Origin of the sequence: Streptomyces tubercidicus, assembly GCF_027497495.1 — a bacterium.
Lineage (GTDB): Bacteria > Actinomycetota > Actinomycetes > Streptomycetales > Streptomycetaceae > Streptomyces > Streptomyces tubercidicus.
This window is the reverse complement of the sequence record NZ_CP114205.1, coordinates 1,259,748-1,275,163: the sequence shown is the minus strand read 5'-3', so window position 1 is coordinate 1,275,163 and position 15,416 is coordinate 1,259,748. Positions and strand designations below refer to the sequence as shown.

The window sequence follows — 15,416 nt, the reverse complement described above, 5'->3', positions numbered from 1 at the left end:
GGGGCGGAGTGCGTGGTGACGGTTTACGCCTCGCGCAACAGGGCGGCCAGATCGGCCTCGACGTCCAGATGGCGCGCCTCATCGCCCTGGGCGACGAGCTCGTACGTCCGGGTCAGGAAGGTGCTCAGCTCCTGCGTCTCGAACTGCACCACCGCCATGCCACCGGCGGCGTGGAACTCCACCACCACGGCATCGGCGTCGTACGGCCAGATCTGTACGTCGCCCGCCCCGGCGGGCCGGCGCAGGCCCTCCTCCAGCAGTTCGCGCCCGAACGTCCAGGTCACCTCGGCGCCGTCCAGCGAAGCGGCCGGCGGAAAGACCAGCCGCACCGCGAAGGGGTCGGCGCGGTCGTAACGCAGGCTCGCCGGAATGACCTGCGACCGGGGAGCGATCGCGATGAGGCGGGCCTGAACGGCTTGATCGATGACGCTGGACATCGCCGGCTCCCTTGTATGCGGTGCGGTTGATTGACTCTTCGACCACTAAGACGCACGGGCCATCGCGCCAGGTGCATTGGATTCCCATGTGACCTGCATCACGGGCCTTTGAATGTACGCATTTGCCCTCTTTGTTGGGTGGCTGCGGCTCGGTATTGGGTATTGCGGGCTCAACTTGACGCTCCGTCAGGGGTGTTGGTGTGTGGCGGTCGCGGCCGGGCGGCCACTGAGGGCTTATTCGAGGGTGCGGGCAGTAATGAGTGGCGGGGTGTCAGGTGGTGGTGAGTGGTGATGCGCCGCGGTCTGGACGGGGTGGTGGGGCTGGGCTAGCTTCCAGGTCAAAACCGGAGCGGGGTGGGGGTAAATGCGGCGCTTGGGGCGTTTCTTGCGTATGGGGTCGAATTGGGGGACGGGGCGTGAGGGCGGCCGGTGGACGGTCTGGGGGACGGGGCGTGGCGCGGGCCGCGGGACGGGCCTGGGGCTGCGGCCGCGCGGCGCCGGGCGCCGGGTGGTCCTCACGGCCGGTGTGGCGGCCCTCGCCACGCTCGCGGCCGGCCCCGTAGCCATGGCCCGGCCGGCGAACGCGCCCACGGACGCGACCGCTTCCCCGACCTCCTCCGAGTCGACGCACACCCCGGCGCACACCCCGGCCCGTGATCCGCTGTCGGCGGCCTCGCTCACCACCCCGCACGCCGGCTGGCGGCTCAAGGACAGCGGCAGCACCGCCCGCTTCCGCGGCCTGGCCGCCGTCAGCCGTACAATCGCCTGGGTCGCCGGCACGGCCGGAACCGTGCTGCGCACCCACGACGGCGGCAGGCACTGGAGCAACATCTCCCCACCCGGCGCCGGGGCGCTGGAGTTCCGCGACATCGAGGCGTTCGACGCGCGCCGCGCGGTCGTCCTCGCGATCGGGGAGGGGGCGGCCTCGCGCGTCTTCCGTACCGATGACGCGGGCGCCACCTGGACCGAAAGCTTCCGCAACCCCGACCCGCAAGCCTTCTACGACTGCCTGACCTTCTTCGACCGGCGGCACGGCATCGCGCTCAGCGACCCCGTAGACGGCAAGTACCGCATCCTGTCCACCGGGGACGGCGGCCGCAGTTGGCGGGTACTGCCGTCGGCCGGCATGCCACCGGCCCAGCAGGGCGAGGCCGCGTTCGCCGCCAGTGGCCAGTGCCTGGTCTCCTCCGGCAGCCGGGACGCCTGGATCGCGACCGGCGGCGCGGCCACCTCCCGCGTCCTGCACACCACCGACCGCGGCCGTACCTGGTCGGTCGCCGACACCCCGCTGCCCGCGGGCGACCCCGCGCGCGGCGTCTTCGCGCTCGCCGTCCGCGACCGCGGCCACGCCCTCGCGGTCGGCGGCGACTACCGCCCCGGCCGGCCCTCACCCCACGCCGCCGCGGTCAGCGACGACGCCGGTACCACCTGGACACCGGCCGCCGAACCCCCGACGGCGTACCGCTCCGGCGCCGCCTGGTTCCCGCACTCCCGCCGCCTCGCCCTGGCAGTCGGTCCGACGGGCAGTGATTTGACCTTCGACGGCGGCCGCACCTGGCACACCTTCGACAACGGCTCGTACGACACCGTCGACTGCGCCCCCGACCTGGGCTGCTGGGCCGCGGGCGAACAGGGGCGGATCGCACGACTGGAGCCGTGAGGGCGGGCTGAGCCGGTGGGCGGGGGGAGGGACGGCGGGTGCTGTGGAGGTGGCGGGACCGCCGCCGGCCTCAGTCCAGCAGGCTGCCGAGCCGACCTTCCAAAATCACCAGCAACTCGCTCAGCCCCGTGGAGAGTTCCTCCTGCCGCTGCTCGCCGATGCCGTCGAGCAACGACGCCTCGTACCGCAGCTGTTCGGGCAGCAGCCGGTCAATGGTTTCGCGCCCCTCGTCGGTGAGCGAGAGATGGCTGACCCGGCGGTCCCGGTCGTCCGGGCGGCGGGCGATCAGCCCGCGCTCCTCCAACTGCCGTACGCGTTTGGTGACCGCCGCACCGGAGGCGAAGGTCTCGCGGGCCACCCGCCCGGGGGTCAGTTCGCGGTCCATCCGGCGCAAGGTGCCGAGGATGTCGAACTCGGGCCGGGTGAGCCCGGCCCTCCGCAGCGGCGCGTCCGCCGCCTGCTGAAGCAGCGCGGAACACCGGTTGAGCCGCCCGATCACCGCCATCGGGCCGGTGTCCAGCCCGGGGTGCACCTGCTGCCACTGGCGCAGCACCCCCGCGACGATGTCCTCGGTCACCCGCAGTCTCCTCTCGGCCATGCCGTAAGCCCCCAATTGTGCCTGCCGTACGGCGCCGGGCGGGCGTATGGGTCAGGCGGCCAGTGCCGGTGTCGAGAGCCGCCGGACGAGACCCGCCAGCGCCTGATGACCCCGCTGTTCGGCGTGGGCGATCCGCTCCTCCGGAAGGCCGCGCTGCCACCACTCACCGGCCGAGACCTCCACGGCCTCCCGCAGCTCGACCAGACACCCCGCCAGCCGGTCGCGGGCCCAGCCGATTTCCCGGGCCTCGTCAACACCGGCCGCCGGTGCCTCCGCGAGCAGCCGGGACGCGAAGGCCTCCGCAGCCGCGACCCGCCCCAATACGGCCTCGATACGGTCCGCCGCACGCCGGTTGGTGACCAGGACACAGCAGGCCAGGCCCACCGCCACGCCCACCACGGTGTCGAGCCAGCGGTCGGCGATCAGTGTCGTCGCCGGCACGCGGCTACCGAATTCGGTCAGCAGCAGTGCCATCGGGGTGACACACACCGAACCAAGCCAGTAGTTACGCGTGATACCGGCCTCCGCGCCGAACTGGCAGGCCAGCGCGAGCGCGATCATGGCGAGTGGTCCGAGGTGCACCAGCGGCAGCAGCGCGGTGTAGAGGAGCAGCCCGAGCAGATTGCCGAGGGTGCGTTGCAGTGCCCGCTGCCAGGAGAGCGTCGTATTGGCCTGGTAGATGGACGCCGCCGAGACCACGGCCCAATACGGATGCCCGACCCCGACGCCCATCGACGCCCAGCCCGCCAGCACACACCCCACGGCAACCCGCGCGCCAATAGGCAGCAGCGGCGATCCGGGCGCCAGCCGGGTGAGCACCGCCCGCACCCCGCCCGGACGACCGGGCGCGGGCCGCCGCGGTGCTGGTGCCTCCGCGGCGACGCCTGCCGACTTCTCGGTGACGCTTGCCGTCTCCGCTGCGATGCCGGTCGGCTTTGCTGCGATGCCCGCCAGCTCCGCTGCGACGCCCGCGAGCTCGTCGGCCTGTGCTCTGGAGAGTGTCACCTTCGGCAGCGGCCGCCCGCTGCGCAGTTCCCGCGCCCAGCCGACGAGCCGGTCGGCCTCGGCGCCGGGCTCGACTTCGGCTCCGGGCTCGGCTTCGGCTCCGGCCCCGGGTCCGACTTCGACTTCGGCTTCGGCTTCGGCTTCGGCGAGCCGGGCTTCGTACGGTGCGGGCTCGGCGGCCACCCCGTCGAGGGCGGCGTTCCCCGTACCCCCCAACGCCGACTCGGCGCGCACCAGCAGCCGTTCGAGCCCGGCACGTGCCGCGGACGCCGCCGCGGTGCGGGCCGGGACCAGGAACAGCGTGTGCCAGGCGGCGTTCACCGCGGCCGCGGCGGCATGGCGGGCATGCGCCACCCCGACCGGTGCGCCGCCGCCGGTACCCGCCTCCGTACGCAGCAGCCCCGCGGCGGCCTCCAACGCGCGGGCGACAACGATCCGCTCCGGCCCCCGCGGCCGTACCAGCGCCGGAGCCATACAGACCAGCCAGGCGAGGGCCCCGGTGCCGAGCGCCAGCGATAGGTGCAGGGGCACCTGCCCGAGCCGCTGCGGCACGAAGAACGCCGACGCGGCGATAAAGGTCAGGATGACGTTGCCCGGCGGGCCGATACGCGTCGCGTCACAGACCACCTTGTGGACCGCCGCAACCAGCGAGGCACACACGACCAGCAGCGCGGTCGAGGCGATCAGCGACGCGGCGGTCAACGCGACACCGAGGCTCGCCACCATGCCGGCCACCACCCACGGCAGCGTGCGGGCGCGCGCCGCATACGGCAGACCGTGCGCGTACAGGGCACACATCGCCCCGGCCGAGGTGTAAAGGATCAAATCCAGCCGCCCCAGCCCGTACAGCGCAAGGTCGGGCACCGCCAGAGCCACCAGCGCGCTGAGCGCCGGTTTATGCCAGATATCGACGGGCCGACGCAGCCGCACGGCACTCCTGACGGCCAGGGGACGAGCTCGCACTACGCGGCCAGGAGCCTGGTTCGCGCTCTTTCTGGAGGGTTTGGCGTGTTTCCCCATAGGGAGAAGGTTAGCAGGTGTTTTACTAGTGAAATACTCGCGCGGCAGGGCGGGCGAGAGGTGGGAGGGGCGGCAGGTGGGGTGGGTGGCCGATATGCGGGGGCGGCGACGGCGAGCGGGCGGGGGAGGCGGATGGCCGGAGGCGGGGCCGGCCGGAGGTGCAGGCACCCGGCCGGAGGTGAGGGCGCTGGCCGTAGGTGCAGGCGCTGGCCGGAGGTGCAGGCATCCGGCCGGAGGTGACCAGGGTGACAATGTCCGGGTGCCAGCCGCCAAAAAGAAGACGACGACCGCGAGCGCCTCGCCCGAGCGTCGCCGCGAACTGCTCACCATCGCGGCGGAGGTCTTCGCCGCACACGGCTACAACGCCACCACCGTCCGCCGTATCGCGGACGAAGCCGGCATGCTCGCGGGCAGCCTCTACTACCACTTCGATTCGAAGGAATCGATGCTGGACGAGATCCTGTCCAGCTTCCTGACCGAGCTGTGGGACGGCTACGACGCCGTACTCGCCGCCGGCCTCGGCCCCAGGGAAACCATCGAGGCCCTGGTCACCGAGTCCTTCCGGGAAATCGACCGGCACCGCGCGGCCGTCGCCATCTACCAGAAGGAGTCCAAGCACCTCGCCGCTCAGCCCCGCTTCGGCTATCTCGCCGACTCCCAGCAGAAATTCAAGACGGCCTGGCTGGGCACCCTGCAGCGCGGCGTGGCCGACGGGGTGTTCCGCGCGGACCTCGACATCCGGCTCACCTACCGCTTCGTCCGCGACACCGTCTGGGTAGCGGCGAGCTGGTACCGACCGGGCGGGCAGCACACCCCCGAGGAAATCGCCCGCCAATACCTCTCAATGGTCCTGGACGGCATCGCCGTACGCCCCTGACTCCCCCCGGCTCCTCACCCGTGTTACTCGTGTTACCCGTGCTTACCGCGACTGCTCAGCAGGAAATGTTCTTCACGAACAGAGCCCGAGGCGCCCCGGTCGTCCCATAGCGGACATTCTTGGTCGCCCCCTTGGGGAGGCTGCCATGGGGGTCGCGCTGATGCGGGACGACAATGGTGAAACACGAGGTCCGCTGAGTGCACAAATTCGACAGCCGTACGTAACGCCGGTGCCCCTTGTTGAAGTACTTCCGCACCTTCACACACTGCGGCGCCCCGCCCGCAGCGGCCGCTTCCGAGGTGGTGGCCAGGGTCAACGAGGCGCTGCACGCCACAGTTGCCAGTGCTATGGCGATGATCTTCCGCACGTGATCTCCCCCGTCGAAAACCTAGAAATCCCCCGCGAACCCCTACCGTGTTCGCACGTTCATTCCCCATTGTCCATACCCACCCAATGGAAATCAGCCCCGGGGGCCACACAGGGACACAAGCGCTACATACCAGCAACCCTTTCGGCACAGGGCGGCGCGAGCCGAACCGCGCCGGGCCAAACCGGAACGGCGCCGGGCAAGCCGGAACCGGGGCCGGGCCAGCCGAGAGCGCGCTGGGCGAGCCGGAATCGGGGCCGGGGCAGCCGGGGCCGCGCCGGGTGAGCTGGAGCCGCGCTGGGTCGGTTGGAACCGTGCCGGGTGAGCTGGGACCGGGGCCGGGCCAGCCGGGACCGCGCCGAGCCAACTGGCCCGCGCCGGACCAACCGGATCCACGCCGGGTCGGCCGGGCTGCTACAACTCGTCGATGCGCAGATAACGCAGTGCCCGGTGGGTCAGCTCCGCCATGTCCTCCGGTTCGTCCTGCCAGGCCCAGTGCTCCATGGCAACGCTGATCGCATCGAGCAACGCGCAGGCCAGCAGCCGTACCTCCATGCTGTCCTCCGGCGCCTCCTTGCGCGCCGCGAGCACCGGCACCAACTGGTCCTGCATCTCCCGGCCCGCCGCGAGCCACCGCATCCGAATGGCCGGGACGGTACCCATGACCCGGATCAGTCGGCGGACCTGGTCAGGGTCCGCGAGCCGCCGGGCCGAGGCCGACGAGGTGAACGACGCCTGCACCGCGCTGCTCAGCGGTTCATCGACGGGGCGCCCGGCCAGCTCCTCGACGAGCACGCCGACGCTGGATGTCATGACGGGCGTCAGCGCATCCTCCTTCGCCGCGCAGTAGCGGTAGAAGGTGCGCAACGAGATACCGGCCCCCGACGCGATGTCCTCGACCGTCGTCTCCTCATACCCCTGCTCCGAAAACAGCGTCGCCGCAGTCTCGGCGATCTCCAGCCGGGTCTCCTGCCGCCGCCGCTCGGTCAACGATGGTCTGCCTCGCGCTGCCGTCATCCGCCCCTCCTGGTCGTGTGCCCGTCCTATCTACCAGCAACCAATTCTTGTCACAGACAAGCCGCATGACACATCATGCCAAAAATCAGCTATGTTGACACCGCCCACACCGCCCACACCGCCCACACCGCCAAACGCCTGACCATCGACGGCGCCCTCCCGATGCCCACTTCGCCCCGCCCCCCCATGCCGACGGTGTCGCCCACACCGACGCCGAGCGCCGCACGCGCACGGCACACACCGCACCGACCCGACGCCATCGACGAACAGGCGTCGACGGCCACCCGCCCCCGACCAGAACGTCACACCACACGAACCGGCACGGGAACCTGAACCAGCACCTGCACCGATCCCGAACCGATCGAACCAGCACCGGAACCAGAATCAGAGCAAGAACCCGAAACCCGCACCAGAACCCGAACCACGACGCGTCAGCAAAGGAGCCGACCATGCCCACCCCGGCCAAGCCCACCCCGGTGCCCGCGCCCCGTACGTACCTCGTTACCGGAGCCGCCTCCGGCATAGGCAAGGCCACCGTGGCCCACCTCCGCGCACACGGCCACACCGTGATAGGGGCCGACCTCCAAGGCACCGACATCACCGCAGACCTCGCCACCCCCGACGGCCGCAAACAACTGGTGGACCACGCCCGCGAGTTGACCGGCGGCCGACTCGATGCCGTGATCGCCTCCGCCGGCCTCGCCCAGTTCGTTCCACGCACCGTCCACGTCAACTACTTCGGCGTCGTCGCCACCCTCGAAGGGCTGCGTCCGTTGCTCGCCGCCGGTACAAACCCGCGCGCCGTCCTGCTCTCGTCCGTCGCCTCGATCCACCCGGCCGACCAGACCATCGTCGACGCGGCGCTTGCAGGCGACGAGGAAGCAGCCGTCACCGCCGCCCAGGCCGCCGTCGACCGGGGCGAGGGCTACGCAATCTACGGCGCTTCCAAACAGGCGATCGCCCGCTGGCTCCGCCGTACGGCAATCTCCGACGACTGGGCCGCCACCGGCATCCCCCTCAACGCCGTCGCCCCCGGCACGACCGTGACCCCCATGACCGAGCCCATGCTGGCCGACGCCGAAGTGCGCAAGGCCGTCGACGCAGGCATCCCCATGCCGCTGCGCGGCCACGCCCGTCCCGAACAGGTCGCCCCACTGCTCGCCTGGCTGACCTCCCCGGAGAACACCCACGTCACCGGCCAGGTCATCTTCCTCGACGGCGGCGCCGACGCCGTCCTCCGAGGAGACAACGTCTGGTAACCACCAACCAGAACCGCCGGTTACGCCCCCCCCGGCCACGAGGCTCACCTGAGGAACTCCCACCCCGCAACGCACCTGAACGGGCCCTGCCATGCCTCGCATCTGAAGGAGTCCCACCACACAACGCACCTGAAGGAGTCCCGTCACGCGACGCGCCTGACCGAGTCCTGCCGGGCAAAGCACGTGAAGGAGCCCCGCCACGCGGCGCCCCCTGATGGAAGCCCTCCCACCAGTCACACCGGGAACATCCCGTCACGGGGCACACCGCGAACGTCCCGTCACGTGGGGCGCACCGAGAACATCCCGTCTCTGGGCGCCCCCGGCGCCCCGGGGCCCCGGCGCCCCGGCGCCCGGCGCACCTAGAAGAAGGCACCCCCACGCGACGCCCTGGGGAGCAGCCATACAGGACCCCTGCCACTCAACACACTCTGAAATCCCCCGAGTTCAAGGCATTCCCGGGAAGTGCCTTCCTCTGCCTGGCCCGGGGGACGGGCGCGTCACTCACCAACAGACAGGCGTGCCGTCACCACCTTCAGCCCCCGCTCCGCGAACTCACGACGGGTCGACTCCTTCGCTCCGTTATCCGTGATGAATGTGTCAAAGACATCCGCGTCGCCGACCCGGGCGAAGCAGCGCTCACCGATCTTGGACGAGTCCGCGACGACCACGGCACGCCGGGCACGCTCGGCCATGAGGCGGTTGACCCGGGCCTCCGCCTCGTCGTGCACCGTCGCCCCCATCCTCGGGTCCATGCCGTTGGCCCCGATGAACGCAATGTCGATGGAGATCTGCTGCAGCACCAACTCACTGAAAGGACCGACCAGTTCGAACGACCGGGAGTGCGCCACCCCACCAGTGAGCACGATCTTGATCTGCGGCCGCACGGCCAGCTCGTTGGCGATGTTGAGGGAGTTGGTGACGATCGTCAGATGCGGTTGCGGTCCGGCCTCCGCGAAGTCCGGACGGGTGGCGAGCACCCGGGCGATCGCCGTGGTCGTCGTGCCACCGCTCAGCCCGACCACATCACCCCGCTCGACCAGCTTCGCGGCGGCTTTCGCCACCGCCTCCTTCTCCTCCGACCGGTGCGCGTGCTTGTAGCGGATCGGCAGGTCGTACGCCACCGAACTGAGCACCGCCCCGCCCCGGGTGCGGGTCAGCAGTTGCTGCTCGGCCAGGGCGTCCATGTCGCGCCGCATCGTGGCGGCCGAAACCTCCAGCGCGGTCGCGGCCTCCTCGACATCCACCCGGCCTCGGTCCCCGAGCAGCTCAAGCAGTGCGTTCATCCGTTCATGGCGCTTCATGGCGTGAGCCTAATTCGTTTCGGTATACGACGGTGACGCGCGGTAGAGGTCCCGCTGGGCACCCCCGGCGCCGGGGTGGCTGCGGGCCAGGACCGTGCATCATGCCAGGTCATCGAGTCCGCTGCCGCAACCCCGAGCAGGCGTTCGTGCCTCACCCCCGAGCAGGTGCCTGGGCCGCGTACTGGTCGGGAACCGCCGCCGGAGTACCCAGCACTTCCAGCAGCCTTGCCGCTTCCTCGGCCACCGCCTCCCGGGCCGGCTTGATGTACTTACGGGAGTCGACGAGCGAGGGATCGTCGCCCAGCGTCCGCCGTATCGAGTGGGTGAAGACGGAGACGAGATGCGTGGAGATATTGATCTTCGTCATTCCGGCGGCGATGGCGCGGCGCAGCTCATCGTCCGGCACACCGGAAGAGCCGTGCAGGACCAGCGGTACCGGCAGAGTGGCGTGCAGCGTCGCGATGAGGTCCTTGTCCAGTACGGCCGTACGCTCATGCATCGCATGTGAGGAGCCGACGGCCACGGCCAGGGCATCCACGCCGGTCGCGTGGACAAAGGCCAGGGCCTCGTCCGGGTCCGTGCGCGCCCCGGGTGCATGGACCCCGTCCTTGCCGCCGACCTCGCCGAGTTCGGCTTCGACGTAGGCACCGCGGTCATGGCACCAGGCGGTGAGCTCGGCGGTGGTGGCGACGTTCTCCTCGTACGGAAGGGCGGAGGCATCCACCATGACGGAGCCCACCCCGGCGGTGATGCCCTGATGGACGAGGTCCGGATCGGTGATGTGGTCGAGATGGACCGCGATCCGGGCTGTGGAGCCCTCGGCGAGCGCGAGCGTGGCGCGGGTAAGGGGCAGCAGGCTGCCGTGGTAGCGGATGCAGTTCTCGCTGATCTGAAGGATCAGGGGGATGCCGGTGCGCTCGGCGGCGGTGACGAGCGCCTCGGCGGTTTCCAGATGGATGACATTGAAGGCCGCGGCGCCGGCCTGCGCCTCGCGCGCGGCGTTGACGATCGATGCGGTCGGAACGAGTGGCATGGGCTGCCGGCTCCCTTCGCCCTTGCGGGCAGGGCTGGTGGAGATGGGGGGAGGGGGCTACGAGGCGGTCGGCGCCTTGAGCAGCACCGAACGGGTCAGGTTGCGCGGGTTGTCCGGGTCCAGACCGCGGGCGCGGGCCCGTTCCAGAGCCACTCGCTGCACCAGCACCAGATCCGCCAGCGGATCGCGCGCATGGTGCACAAAGCACGCACCGGTCCGCACCACCTCGGCCTCCAGCCCGTCCGGTGCCTGACCGAACAGCCAGGTCACCCGGCCTGGTGCGGCTATCGCGATCGGACCGTGGCGGTACTCCATCGAGGGGTAGGACTCCGTCCAACTCTGCGATGCCTCCCGCATCTTGAGCGCCGCCTCATTGGCCAGCCCGAACGTCCACCCCGAGCCGAGGAAGGAGAACTGCTCGGCGTCCACCCACTCCTTGTCCATCGGCGCGGTCAGCGCCTCCTCTGCGTCGGCCACCGCCCGGGACACGTCCTCGCCCAGGTGCGCGCGCAGCAGCGTCAGCGCCGTCGTCGCGAAGCGCGTCTGCACCACCGACTTCTCGTCGGCGAACGGCAGCGCGACCGTCTCATCGGAGAGCGCCACCGCCGGCGTCTCGGGGTCACCGAGGATCGTCACCGTCGGGATGCGTCCCTTGACGGCGTCGAGGACCCGCAGTACTTCGGTCGTGGTGCCGGACCGAGTGATCGCCACCACCGCGTCATAGCCGCGGTCACTGCCGAGGAACGCCTCGGAGGCGGCGAACGGATCCGTCACCCCCTGTCCGGCCGCCTCGCGGAGCGCCGCATACGACTGGGCCATGAACCATGAGGTGCCGCAGCCGACGACGGCCACCCGATCTCCGGCTTTCGGCAAGGGTCCTGCCGCTGCCCCGATCCGTGCGGCCGCCCGCCAGGTCTCCGGCTGGCTGCCCAGCTCCTGCTCCATGTACGAGGTCTCGCTCATGGCCCACCCTTCCATGATGTGGCAGACGGACTGCGTGAAACTGCAACTTTCTGCTTCGTTGCAATCGACTGTACGCAGAAATCTCCGCGCGATCCATCCCTCGTACGAGTGGATGCGCCAGAGGGGAGCGAGCCTGGTGTGGGCATGAAGGGCTGCCTGGCTAGGGCGGTGGCGGGCTTGGTGTGGGGTGGGCGTGCGGCAGGGGCGGGTGCGGGAAAGTGTTGACAGCTGCGTGAAAAGCGCCGAATACTCGCAAGATCAGTCATGCGAGATCCGGCATGCAGCAAGGCCCGCTCCGCCGCACAGAGGACTTCCCATGTCCATTGCCACGCTCTCGGCGACGCCCCCGCCGCCCTCATCCAAGACCGCACACCGCACGGGCAGAATGTTCGCGCTCACCGGCGCCGTCGTCGGCGTCATCTATGGCTACGACACCGGCAGCATCTCCGGCGCCCTGGTGTTCCTGAGCAAGGACTTCCATCTCACCGAGACGGAAAAGGGCCTGGTCAACAGCATTTTGGTGTTCGGGTCCATCGTCGGCGCGCTGATCGGCGGCAAGCTCGCCGACGCCCTGGGCCGTAAGGCCGCGATGCTGATCGTCGCCGGCTCGTACGCCGTCTTCGTCGCCCTCTCCGCGGTCGCACCCAATGTCGTCGTGCTGGACACCGTCCGCTTCCTGCTCGGCGTCGCCATCGGCATCTCGATCGTCGCCGCCCCGCTCTATGTCGCCGAATCGACCCCGGCGCGCATCCGCGGAGCCTCCGTCGCCGCGTACCAAGTGGCTACGGTCGCGGGCATCGTTCTCACGTACTTCGTCAACTGGGGCCTGTCCGGCGGGGGCCACTGGCGCTGGATGCTCGGCCTCTCCGCGATCCCCGCCGCCCTCGTCATGATCCCGCTGCTCCGGCTGCCGGACACCCCGCGCTGGTATGTGCTCAAGGGGCGCACGGAACGAGCCGTCGAGGTCATGGCCATGACCGACCCCGATGTCGATCCGCGTGTGGAGGTCGCGTCCGTGGAAGCCGCGCTCGCGGAGGAGAGCGGAGGGTCGGCGCGCTCCTTGCTACGCAAGCCCTACGCCCGCGCCGCGGTCTTCGTTGTCGGCCTCGGGTTCTTCTGTCAGATCACCGGCATCAACGCCGTGACGTACTACAGCCCGCAGATCTTCGAGGAGATGGGCTTCACCGGCAGCGGCCAGAACTTCCTGCTGCCGTCCTTCGTCCAACTCGCCTCGCTGGCCGCGACGGTGCTCGCCATCCTCATCATCGACCGGCTCGGGCGCCGGGTGGTGCTGCTCTGCGGCATCGGGACGATGACCGTCATGCTCGCCGTGCTGACGGCGGTCTTCGGCGCGGGCGAACTGCAGGGGGCGACGACCTGGGTGGGGTTCGCCGCCATCCTCCTGTTCACCGCCGCCTTCAACTTCGGCTTCGGATCGCTGATCTGGGTCTATGCGAGCGAGGCATTCCCCGCCCAACTGCGCTCGACCGGAGCCTCGGTGATGCTCACCGCGGACCTGGTCGCCAACCTTCTGATCGCCCAGTTCTTCCCCTCCGTGATGGCCTGGGCGGGCGCGGCCCGGACCTTCGCGGGCCTCGGCGTCCTTGCCCTTGCCGCCCTGGTCTTCGCCTCCGTCACCGCACCTGAGACCAAGGGGCGCCAATTGGAGGAGATCCAGGACTTCTGGCGCAACGGGGGGCGCTGGCCCGCGTCCGCTGCTGTGCCCACCTCCGCAAGCTCTGGTGCGCACGGCGATTCAGCGGTGCCTCCGACCACTACCTCGTAGCTTCGGGCGGTCGGGAGGGGGAGTGGCATGGCGCGCCCCGCCCTGTCGCTCTCCGAGCGCTCCCGCCTCCTCCGCCGGTCGCTCCCCCGCCCCCTCCCCCTCCTCCCCCTTCGGGGGAGGGGGCGGGGGTGGGTTCGGGGGTGGGGGGGGAGCCCGCGGTGTTCGCGGCGGCGGGACTGAGCGCGATGCCCGGACTGCCGGATCGGCGGCGGTTCCAGGCACCGGGGCTACGGCGCTTCAGGAGGGCAACTGCTCCCGGTACTGCTCCATTGCCGGGGCGGTCGTCGTCGCCACGAACTCCGTGATCCGGTACTCACACACCCCGGCGCGCGTGAACGGGTCCTCGGAAACGATCCGCTCGACGGCGGCACGGTCCATCCCGGCGGCGAGGATGACGCCTCCGTCCCGTGGCACCTTGCGCCCGGCGGCGAGGAAGTGCCCGGCGGCGTACTCCTTCTGCAGCCACTCCACATGCTGCTCAAGGACGGCGTCGACGCGCTCGAGGGGCGCGGTATAAGTCAGTTCCAGTACGAACATAACGGCAATATAGACGAGGTGCCGGGCCCGGCCGCGGCCTGTCCCGGGAAGGGAAAGCGCAGGCCAGGGCGGGCGCCGGGGTCAGGCCGTGGGCAGGTCCGGGTGCCGCCGCCCGTGCCGCGTCGCGGACTCGTAGGCATGACCGGCTTCGAGGACGGCCAGATCGGCGCGGGGTGCACCGATGAACTGGAGTCCCACGGGCAGACCGCCCGGGGTGAATCCCGCCGGGACCGACAAGGCGGGTACGCCCAGCACCGAGATGAGGTAGGCGGACCGCATCCAGTCCAGATAGCTGTGGGTGGGCCGCCCCGCGACCTCGTGTGGATACTCCAGCTCCGCGTCGAACGGCGTGACTTGGCTGACCGGGGCGAGGAGCAGGTCGTACCCGGAGAAGAAATCCAGCATGCCGAGGTACAGCCGGCGGCGGATCGCGGTGGCCGTGCGGAGGTCGGCCACGGTCAGCCGGCGGCCCTCTTCAATATTCCAGACGATGCTGGGTTTGAGGGCCTGTGGGGCGGAGTCGAGCAGGTCACCGAGGGCCAGGTCGAAGGTGTGCGCCCGCAGCGTACGGAAGGTCTCATCGGCGCCGTCGAGGTCCGGGCAGGCGGTGTCGACGCGGCAGCCGAGCTCCTCCAGGACCCTCAACTGCGGCTCCAGGACGGCGAGTACCTCCGGGTCGGCCGGCGCGCATCCCCCCAGGTCGGGAGCCCAGGCGATACGCAGCCCGCGCAGGTCGCGGTCGAGCGGCACACGGAACGCCGCCCCCGGTGTCTCCAGACTGAAGGGACACCGCGGATCCGGACCGGCCATCGCCGAGAGCAGCAGCGCGGTGTCGGCGACGGTCCGCCCCATGGGGCCCGGGACCGACAGGGTGTCCCAGAGGTCGCTGCCGGGCGGCGAAGGAACGCGGCCAGGAGTCGGCCGCAGTCCGACCACATTGCAGAAGGAGGCGGGGTTGCGGAGTGAGCCGCCCATGTCACTGCCGTCGGCAAGGGGCTGCATCCCGGCTGCGAGTGCCGCGGCGGCGCCGCCACTACTGCCACCGGCCGAACGCGTGAGGTCGTACGGATTACGGGTGGTGCCGAAGACGGCGTTGAAGGTGTGCGAACCGGCGGCGAATTCGGGCACGTTGGTCTTGCCGAGGCGGATGGCGCCCGCCCGCTGGAGCCGGTCGACCAGCAGATCGTCGTGGTCAGGGATGTGGTCGGCGAAGAGCGGTGAGCCGTGTGTGGTGCGCATACCGCGGGTGAGACGGGTGTCCTTGAAGGCGATCGGCAGTCCGTGCAGGGGCGGGACGGCGGCGCCCCGGGCGAGTCGCTCGTCGGCGTGTGCGGCCGCGGTGAGGGCGCCCTCCGGGTCGAGGGTGACGATCGCGTTGACGGCCGGATTGACGCGTTCGATGCGGTCGAGATGGGCCTGTACGACCTCTCGGGCGGAGATCTCGCCGCGGCGCAACCGGGCAGCGAGGTCGGTGGCGTCGAGCTGGTGGAGCGCGTCGGACATCAAGGGCCTCCGGGGGCGTGGGGGCAGGCGCCGGGTAGTGGGCGGACGTCGTG

Annotated in this window: 14 protein-coding genes; 4 read left to right on the top strand and 10 right to left on the bottom strand. The window is 70.5% G+C overall.

Annotated features, from left to right (window positions below; all coding sequences use genetic code 11):
* Nucleotides 1-23: 23 nt before the first annotated feature.
* A complete protein-coding gene (ssgD, locus tag STRTU_RS05405) occupies nt 24-437 on the bottom strand; it encodes a spore wall synthesis regulator SsgD (protein WP_159742484.1) in 414 nt (137 codons plus the stop codon).
* A gap of 391 nt (nt 438-828) precedes the next feature.
* On the opposite strand from ssgD, the gene STRTU_RS05400 reads away from it, so the two are divergent.
* Nucleotides 829-2,097: a WD40/YVTN/BNR-like repeat-containing protein gene (locus STRTU_RS05400; RefSeq protein ID WP_418954028.1), complete on the top strand. Its 1,269-nt coding sequence runs from the start codon at nt 829-831 to the stop codon at nt 2,095-2,097.
* A 70-nt stretch (nt 2,098-2,167) separates the two neighbouring features.
* On the opposite strand, the gene STRTU_RS05395 is transcribed toward STRTU_RS05400, so the two are convergent.
* Nucleotides 2,168-2,674, bottom strand: a complete 507-nt coding sequence (locus STRTU_RS05395) for a MarR family winged helix-turn-helix transcriptional regulator (RefSeq protein WP_159742483.1) — start codon at nt 2,672-2,674, stop codon at nt 2,168-2,170.
* A gap of 72 nt (nt 2,675-2,746) precedes the next feature.
* Nucleotides 2,747-4,720 carry an FUSC family protein gene (locus STRTU_RS05390; protein WP_371873561.1) on the bottom strand — a complete coding sequence of 658 codons (1,974 nt, stop codon included), beginning with the start codon at nt 4,718-4,720 and terminating at the stop codon, nt 2,747-2,749.
* Nucleotides 4,721-4,979: 259 nt separating this feature from the next.
* On the opposite strand from STRTU_RS05390, the gene STRTU_RS05385 reads away from it, so the two are divergent.
* A complete protein-coding gene (locus STRTU_RS05385) occupies nt 4,980-5,597 on the top strand; it encodes a TetR/AcrR family transcriptional regulator (protein ID WP_159742481.1) in 618 nt (205 codons plus the stop codon).
* Nucleotides 5,598-5,652: 55 nt separating this feature from the next.
* Here the strand turns inward: STRTU_RS05385 and STRTU_RS05380 are convergent, their stop codons facing one another.
* A complete protein-coding gene (locus STRTU_RS05380) occupies nt 5,653-5,964 on the bottom strand; it encodes a hypothetical protein (RefSeq protein WP_159742480.1) in 312 nt (103 codons plus the stop codon).
* A gap of 414 nt (nt 5,965-6,378) precedes the next feature.
* A complete protein-coding gene (locus STRTU_RS05375; RefSeq protein WP_159742479.1) occupies nt 6,379-6,981 on the bottom strand; it encodes a TetR/AcrR family transcriptional regulator in 603 nt (200 codons plus the stop codon).
* Between the two features lie 449 nt (nt 6,982-7,430).
* Here STRTU_RS05375 and STRTU_RS05370 point away from each other — a divergent pair, with 449 nt between their 5' ends.
* A complete protein-coding gene (locus STRTU_RS05370) occupies nt 7,431-8,240 on the top strand; it encodes an SDR family oxidoreductase (RefSeq protein ID WP_159742478.1) in 810 nt (269 codons plus the stop codon).
* 497 nt (nt 8,241-8,737) lie between these two features.
* Here STRTU_RS05370 and STRTU_RS05365 read toward each other — a convergent pair whose 3' ends face one another.
* From STRTU_RS05365 to STRTU_RS05355, 3 genes are all read right to left on the bottom strand, one after another.
* On the bottom strand, nt 8,738-9,541 hold the full coding sequence (locus STRTU_RS05365) for a DeoR/GlpR family DNA-binding transcription regulator (RefSeq protein ID WP_159742477.1): 804 nt from the start codon (nt 9,539-9,541) through the stop codon (nt 8,738-8,740).
* A gap of 151 nt (nt 9,542-9,692) precedes the next feature.
* Nucleotides 9,693-10,574, bottom strand: a complete 882-nt coding sequence (locus STRTU_RS05360) for a class II fructose-bisphosphate aldolase (RefSeq protein ID WP_159742476.1) — start codon at nt 10,572-10,574, stop codon at nt 9,693-9,695.
* 57 nt (nt 10,575-10,631) lie between these two features.
* A complete protein-coding gene (locus tag STRTU_RS05355; protein ID WP_159742475.1) occupies nt 10,632-11,537 on the bottom strand; it encodes an SIS domain-containing protein in 906 nt (301 codons plus the stop codon).
* 316 nt (nt 11,538-11,853) lie between these two features.
* Here STRTU_RS05355 and STRTU_RS05350 point away from each other — a divergent pair, with 316 nt between their 5' ends.
* Nucleotides 11,854-13,323: a sugar porter family MFS transporter gene (locus STRTU_RS05350; RefSeq protein ID WP_159742474.1), complete on the top strand. Its 1,470-nt coding sequence runs from the start codon at nt 11,854-11,856 to the stop codon at nt 13,321-13,323.
* Between the two features lie 237 nt (nt 13,324-13,560).
* Here the strand turns inward: STRTU_RS05350 and STRTU_RS05345 are convergent, their stop codons facing one another.
* Together STRTU_RS05345 and STRTU_RS05340 are read right to left on the bottom strand one after the other, a co-directional pair.
* The gene (locus STRTU_RS05345) at nt 13,561-13,860 is read right to left on the bottom strand and encodes a YciI family protein (RefSeq protein WP_159742473.1); all 300 of its coding nucleotides are present in this window, start codon (nt 13,858-13,860) and stop codon (nt 13,561-13,563) included.
* 81 nt (nt 13,861-13,941) lie between these two features.
* A complete protein-coding gene (locus STRTU_RS05340; protein ID WP_159742472.1) occupies nt 13,942-15,363 on the bottom strand; it encodes an amidase in 1,422 nt (473 codons plus the stop codon).
* Between the last annotated feature and the right edge of the window lie 53 nt (nt 15,364-15,416).

Coding starts and splice junctions, on each gene's coding strand:
- STRTU_RS05340 (WP_159742472.1), bottom strand. CDS start 15,363: ATGTCCGACGCGCTCCACCAGCTCGACGCCACCGACCTCGCTGCCCGG.
- STRTU_RS05355 (WP_159742475.1), bottom strand. CDS start 11,537: ATGAGCGAGACCTCGTACATGGAGCAGGAGCTGGGCAGCCAGCCGGAG.
- STRTU_RS05400 (WP_418954028.1), top strand. CDS start 829: ATGGGGTCGAATTGGGGGACGGGGCGTGAGGGCGGCCGGTGGACGGTC.
- ssgD (WP_159742484.1), bottom strand. CDS start 437: ATGTCCAGCGTCATCGATCAAGCCGTTCAGGCCCGCCTCATCGCGATC.
- STRTU_RS05360 (WP_159742476.1), bottom strand. CDS start 10,574: ATGCCACTCGTTCCGACCGCATCGATCGTCAACGCCGCGCGCGAGGCG.
- STRTU_RS05365 (WP_159742477.1), bottom strand. CDS start 9,541: ATGAAGCGCCATGAACGGATGAACGCACTGCTTGAGCTGCTCGGGGAC.
- STRTU_RS05370 (WP_159742478.1), top strand. CDS start 7,431: ATGCCCACCCCGGCCAAGCCCACCCCGGTGCCCGCGCCCCGTACGTAC.
- STRTU_RS05390 (WP_371873561.1), bottom strand. CDS start 4,720: ATGGGGAAACACGCCAAACCCTCCAGAAAGAGCGCGAACCAGGCTCCT.
- STRTU_RS05350 (WP_159742474.1), top strand. CDS start 11,854: ATGTCCATTGCCACGCTCTCGGCGACGCCCCCGCCGCCCTCATCCAAG.
- STRTU_RS05345 (WP_159742473.1), bottom strand. CDS start 13,860: ATGTTCGTACTGGAACTGACTTATACCGCGCCCCTCGAGCGCGTCGAC.
- STRTU_RS05375 (WP_159742479.1), bottom strand. CDS start 6,981: ATGACGGCAGCGCGAGGCAGACCATCGTTGACCGAGCGGCGGCGGCAG.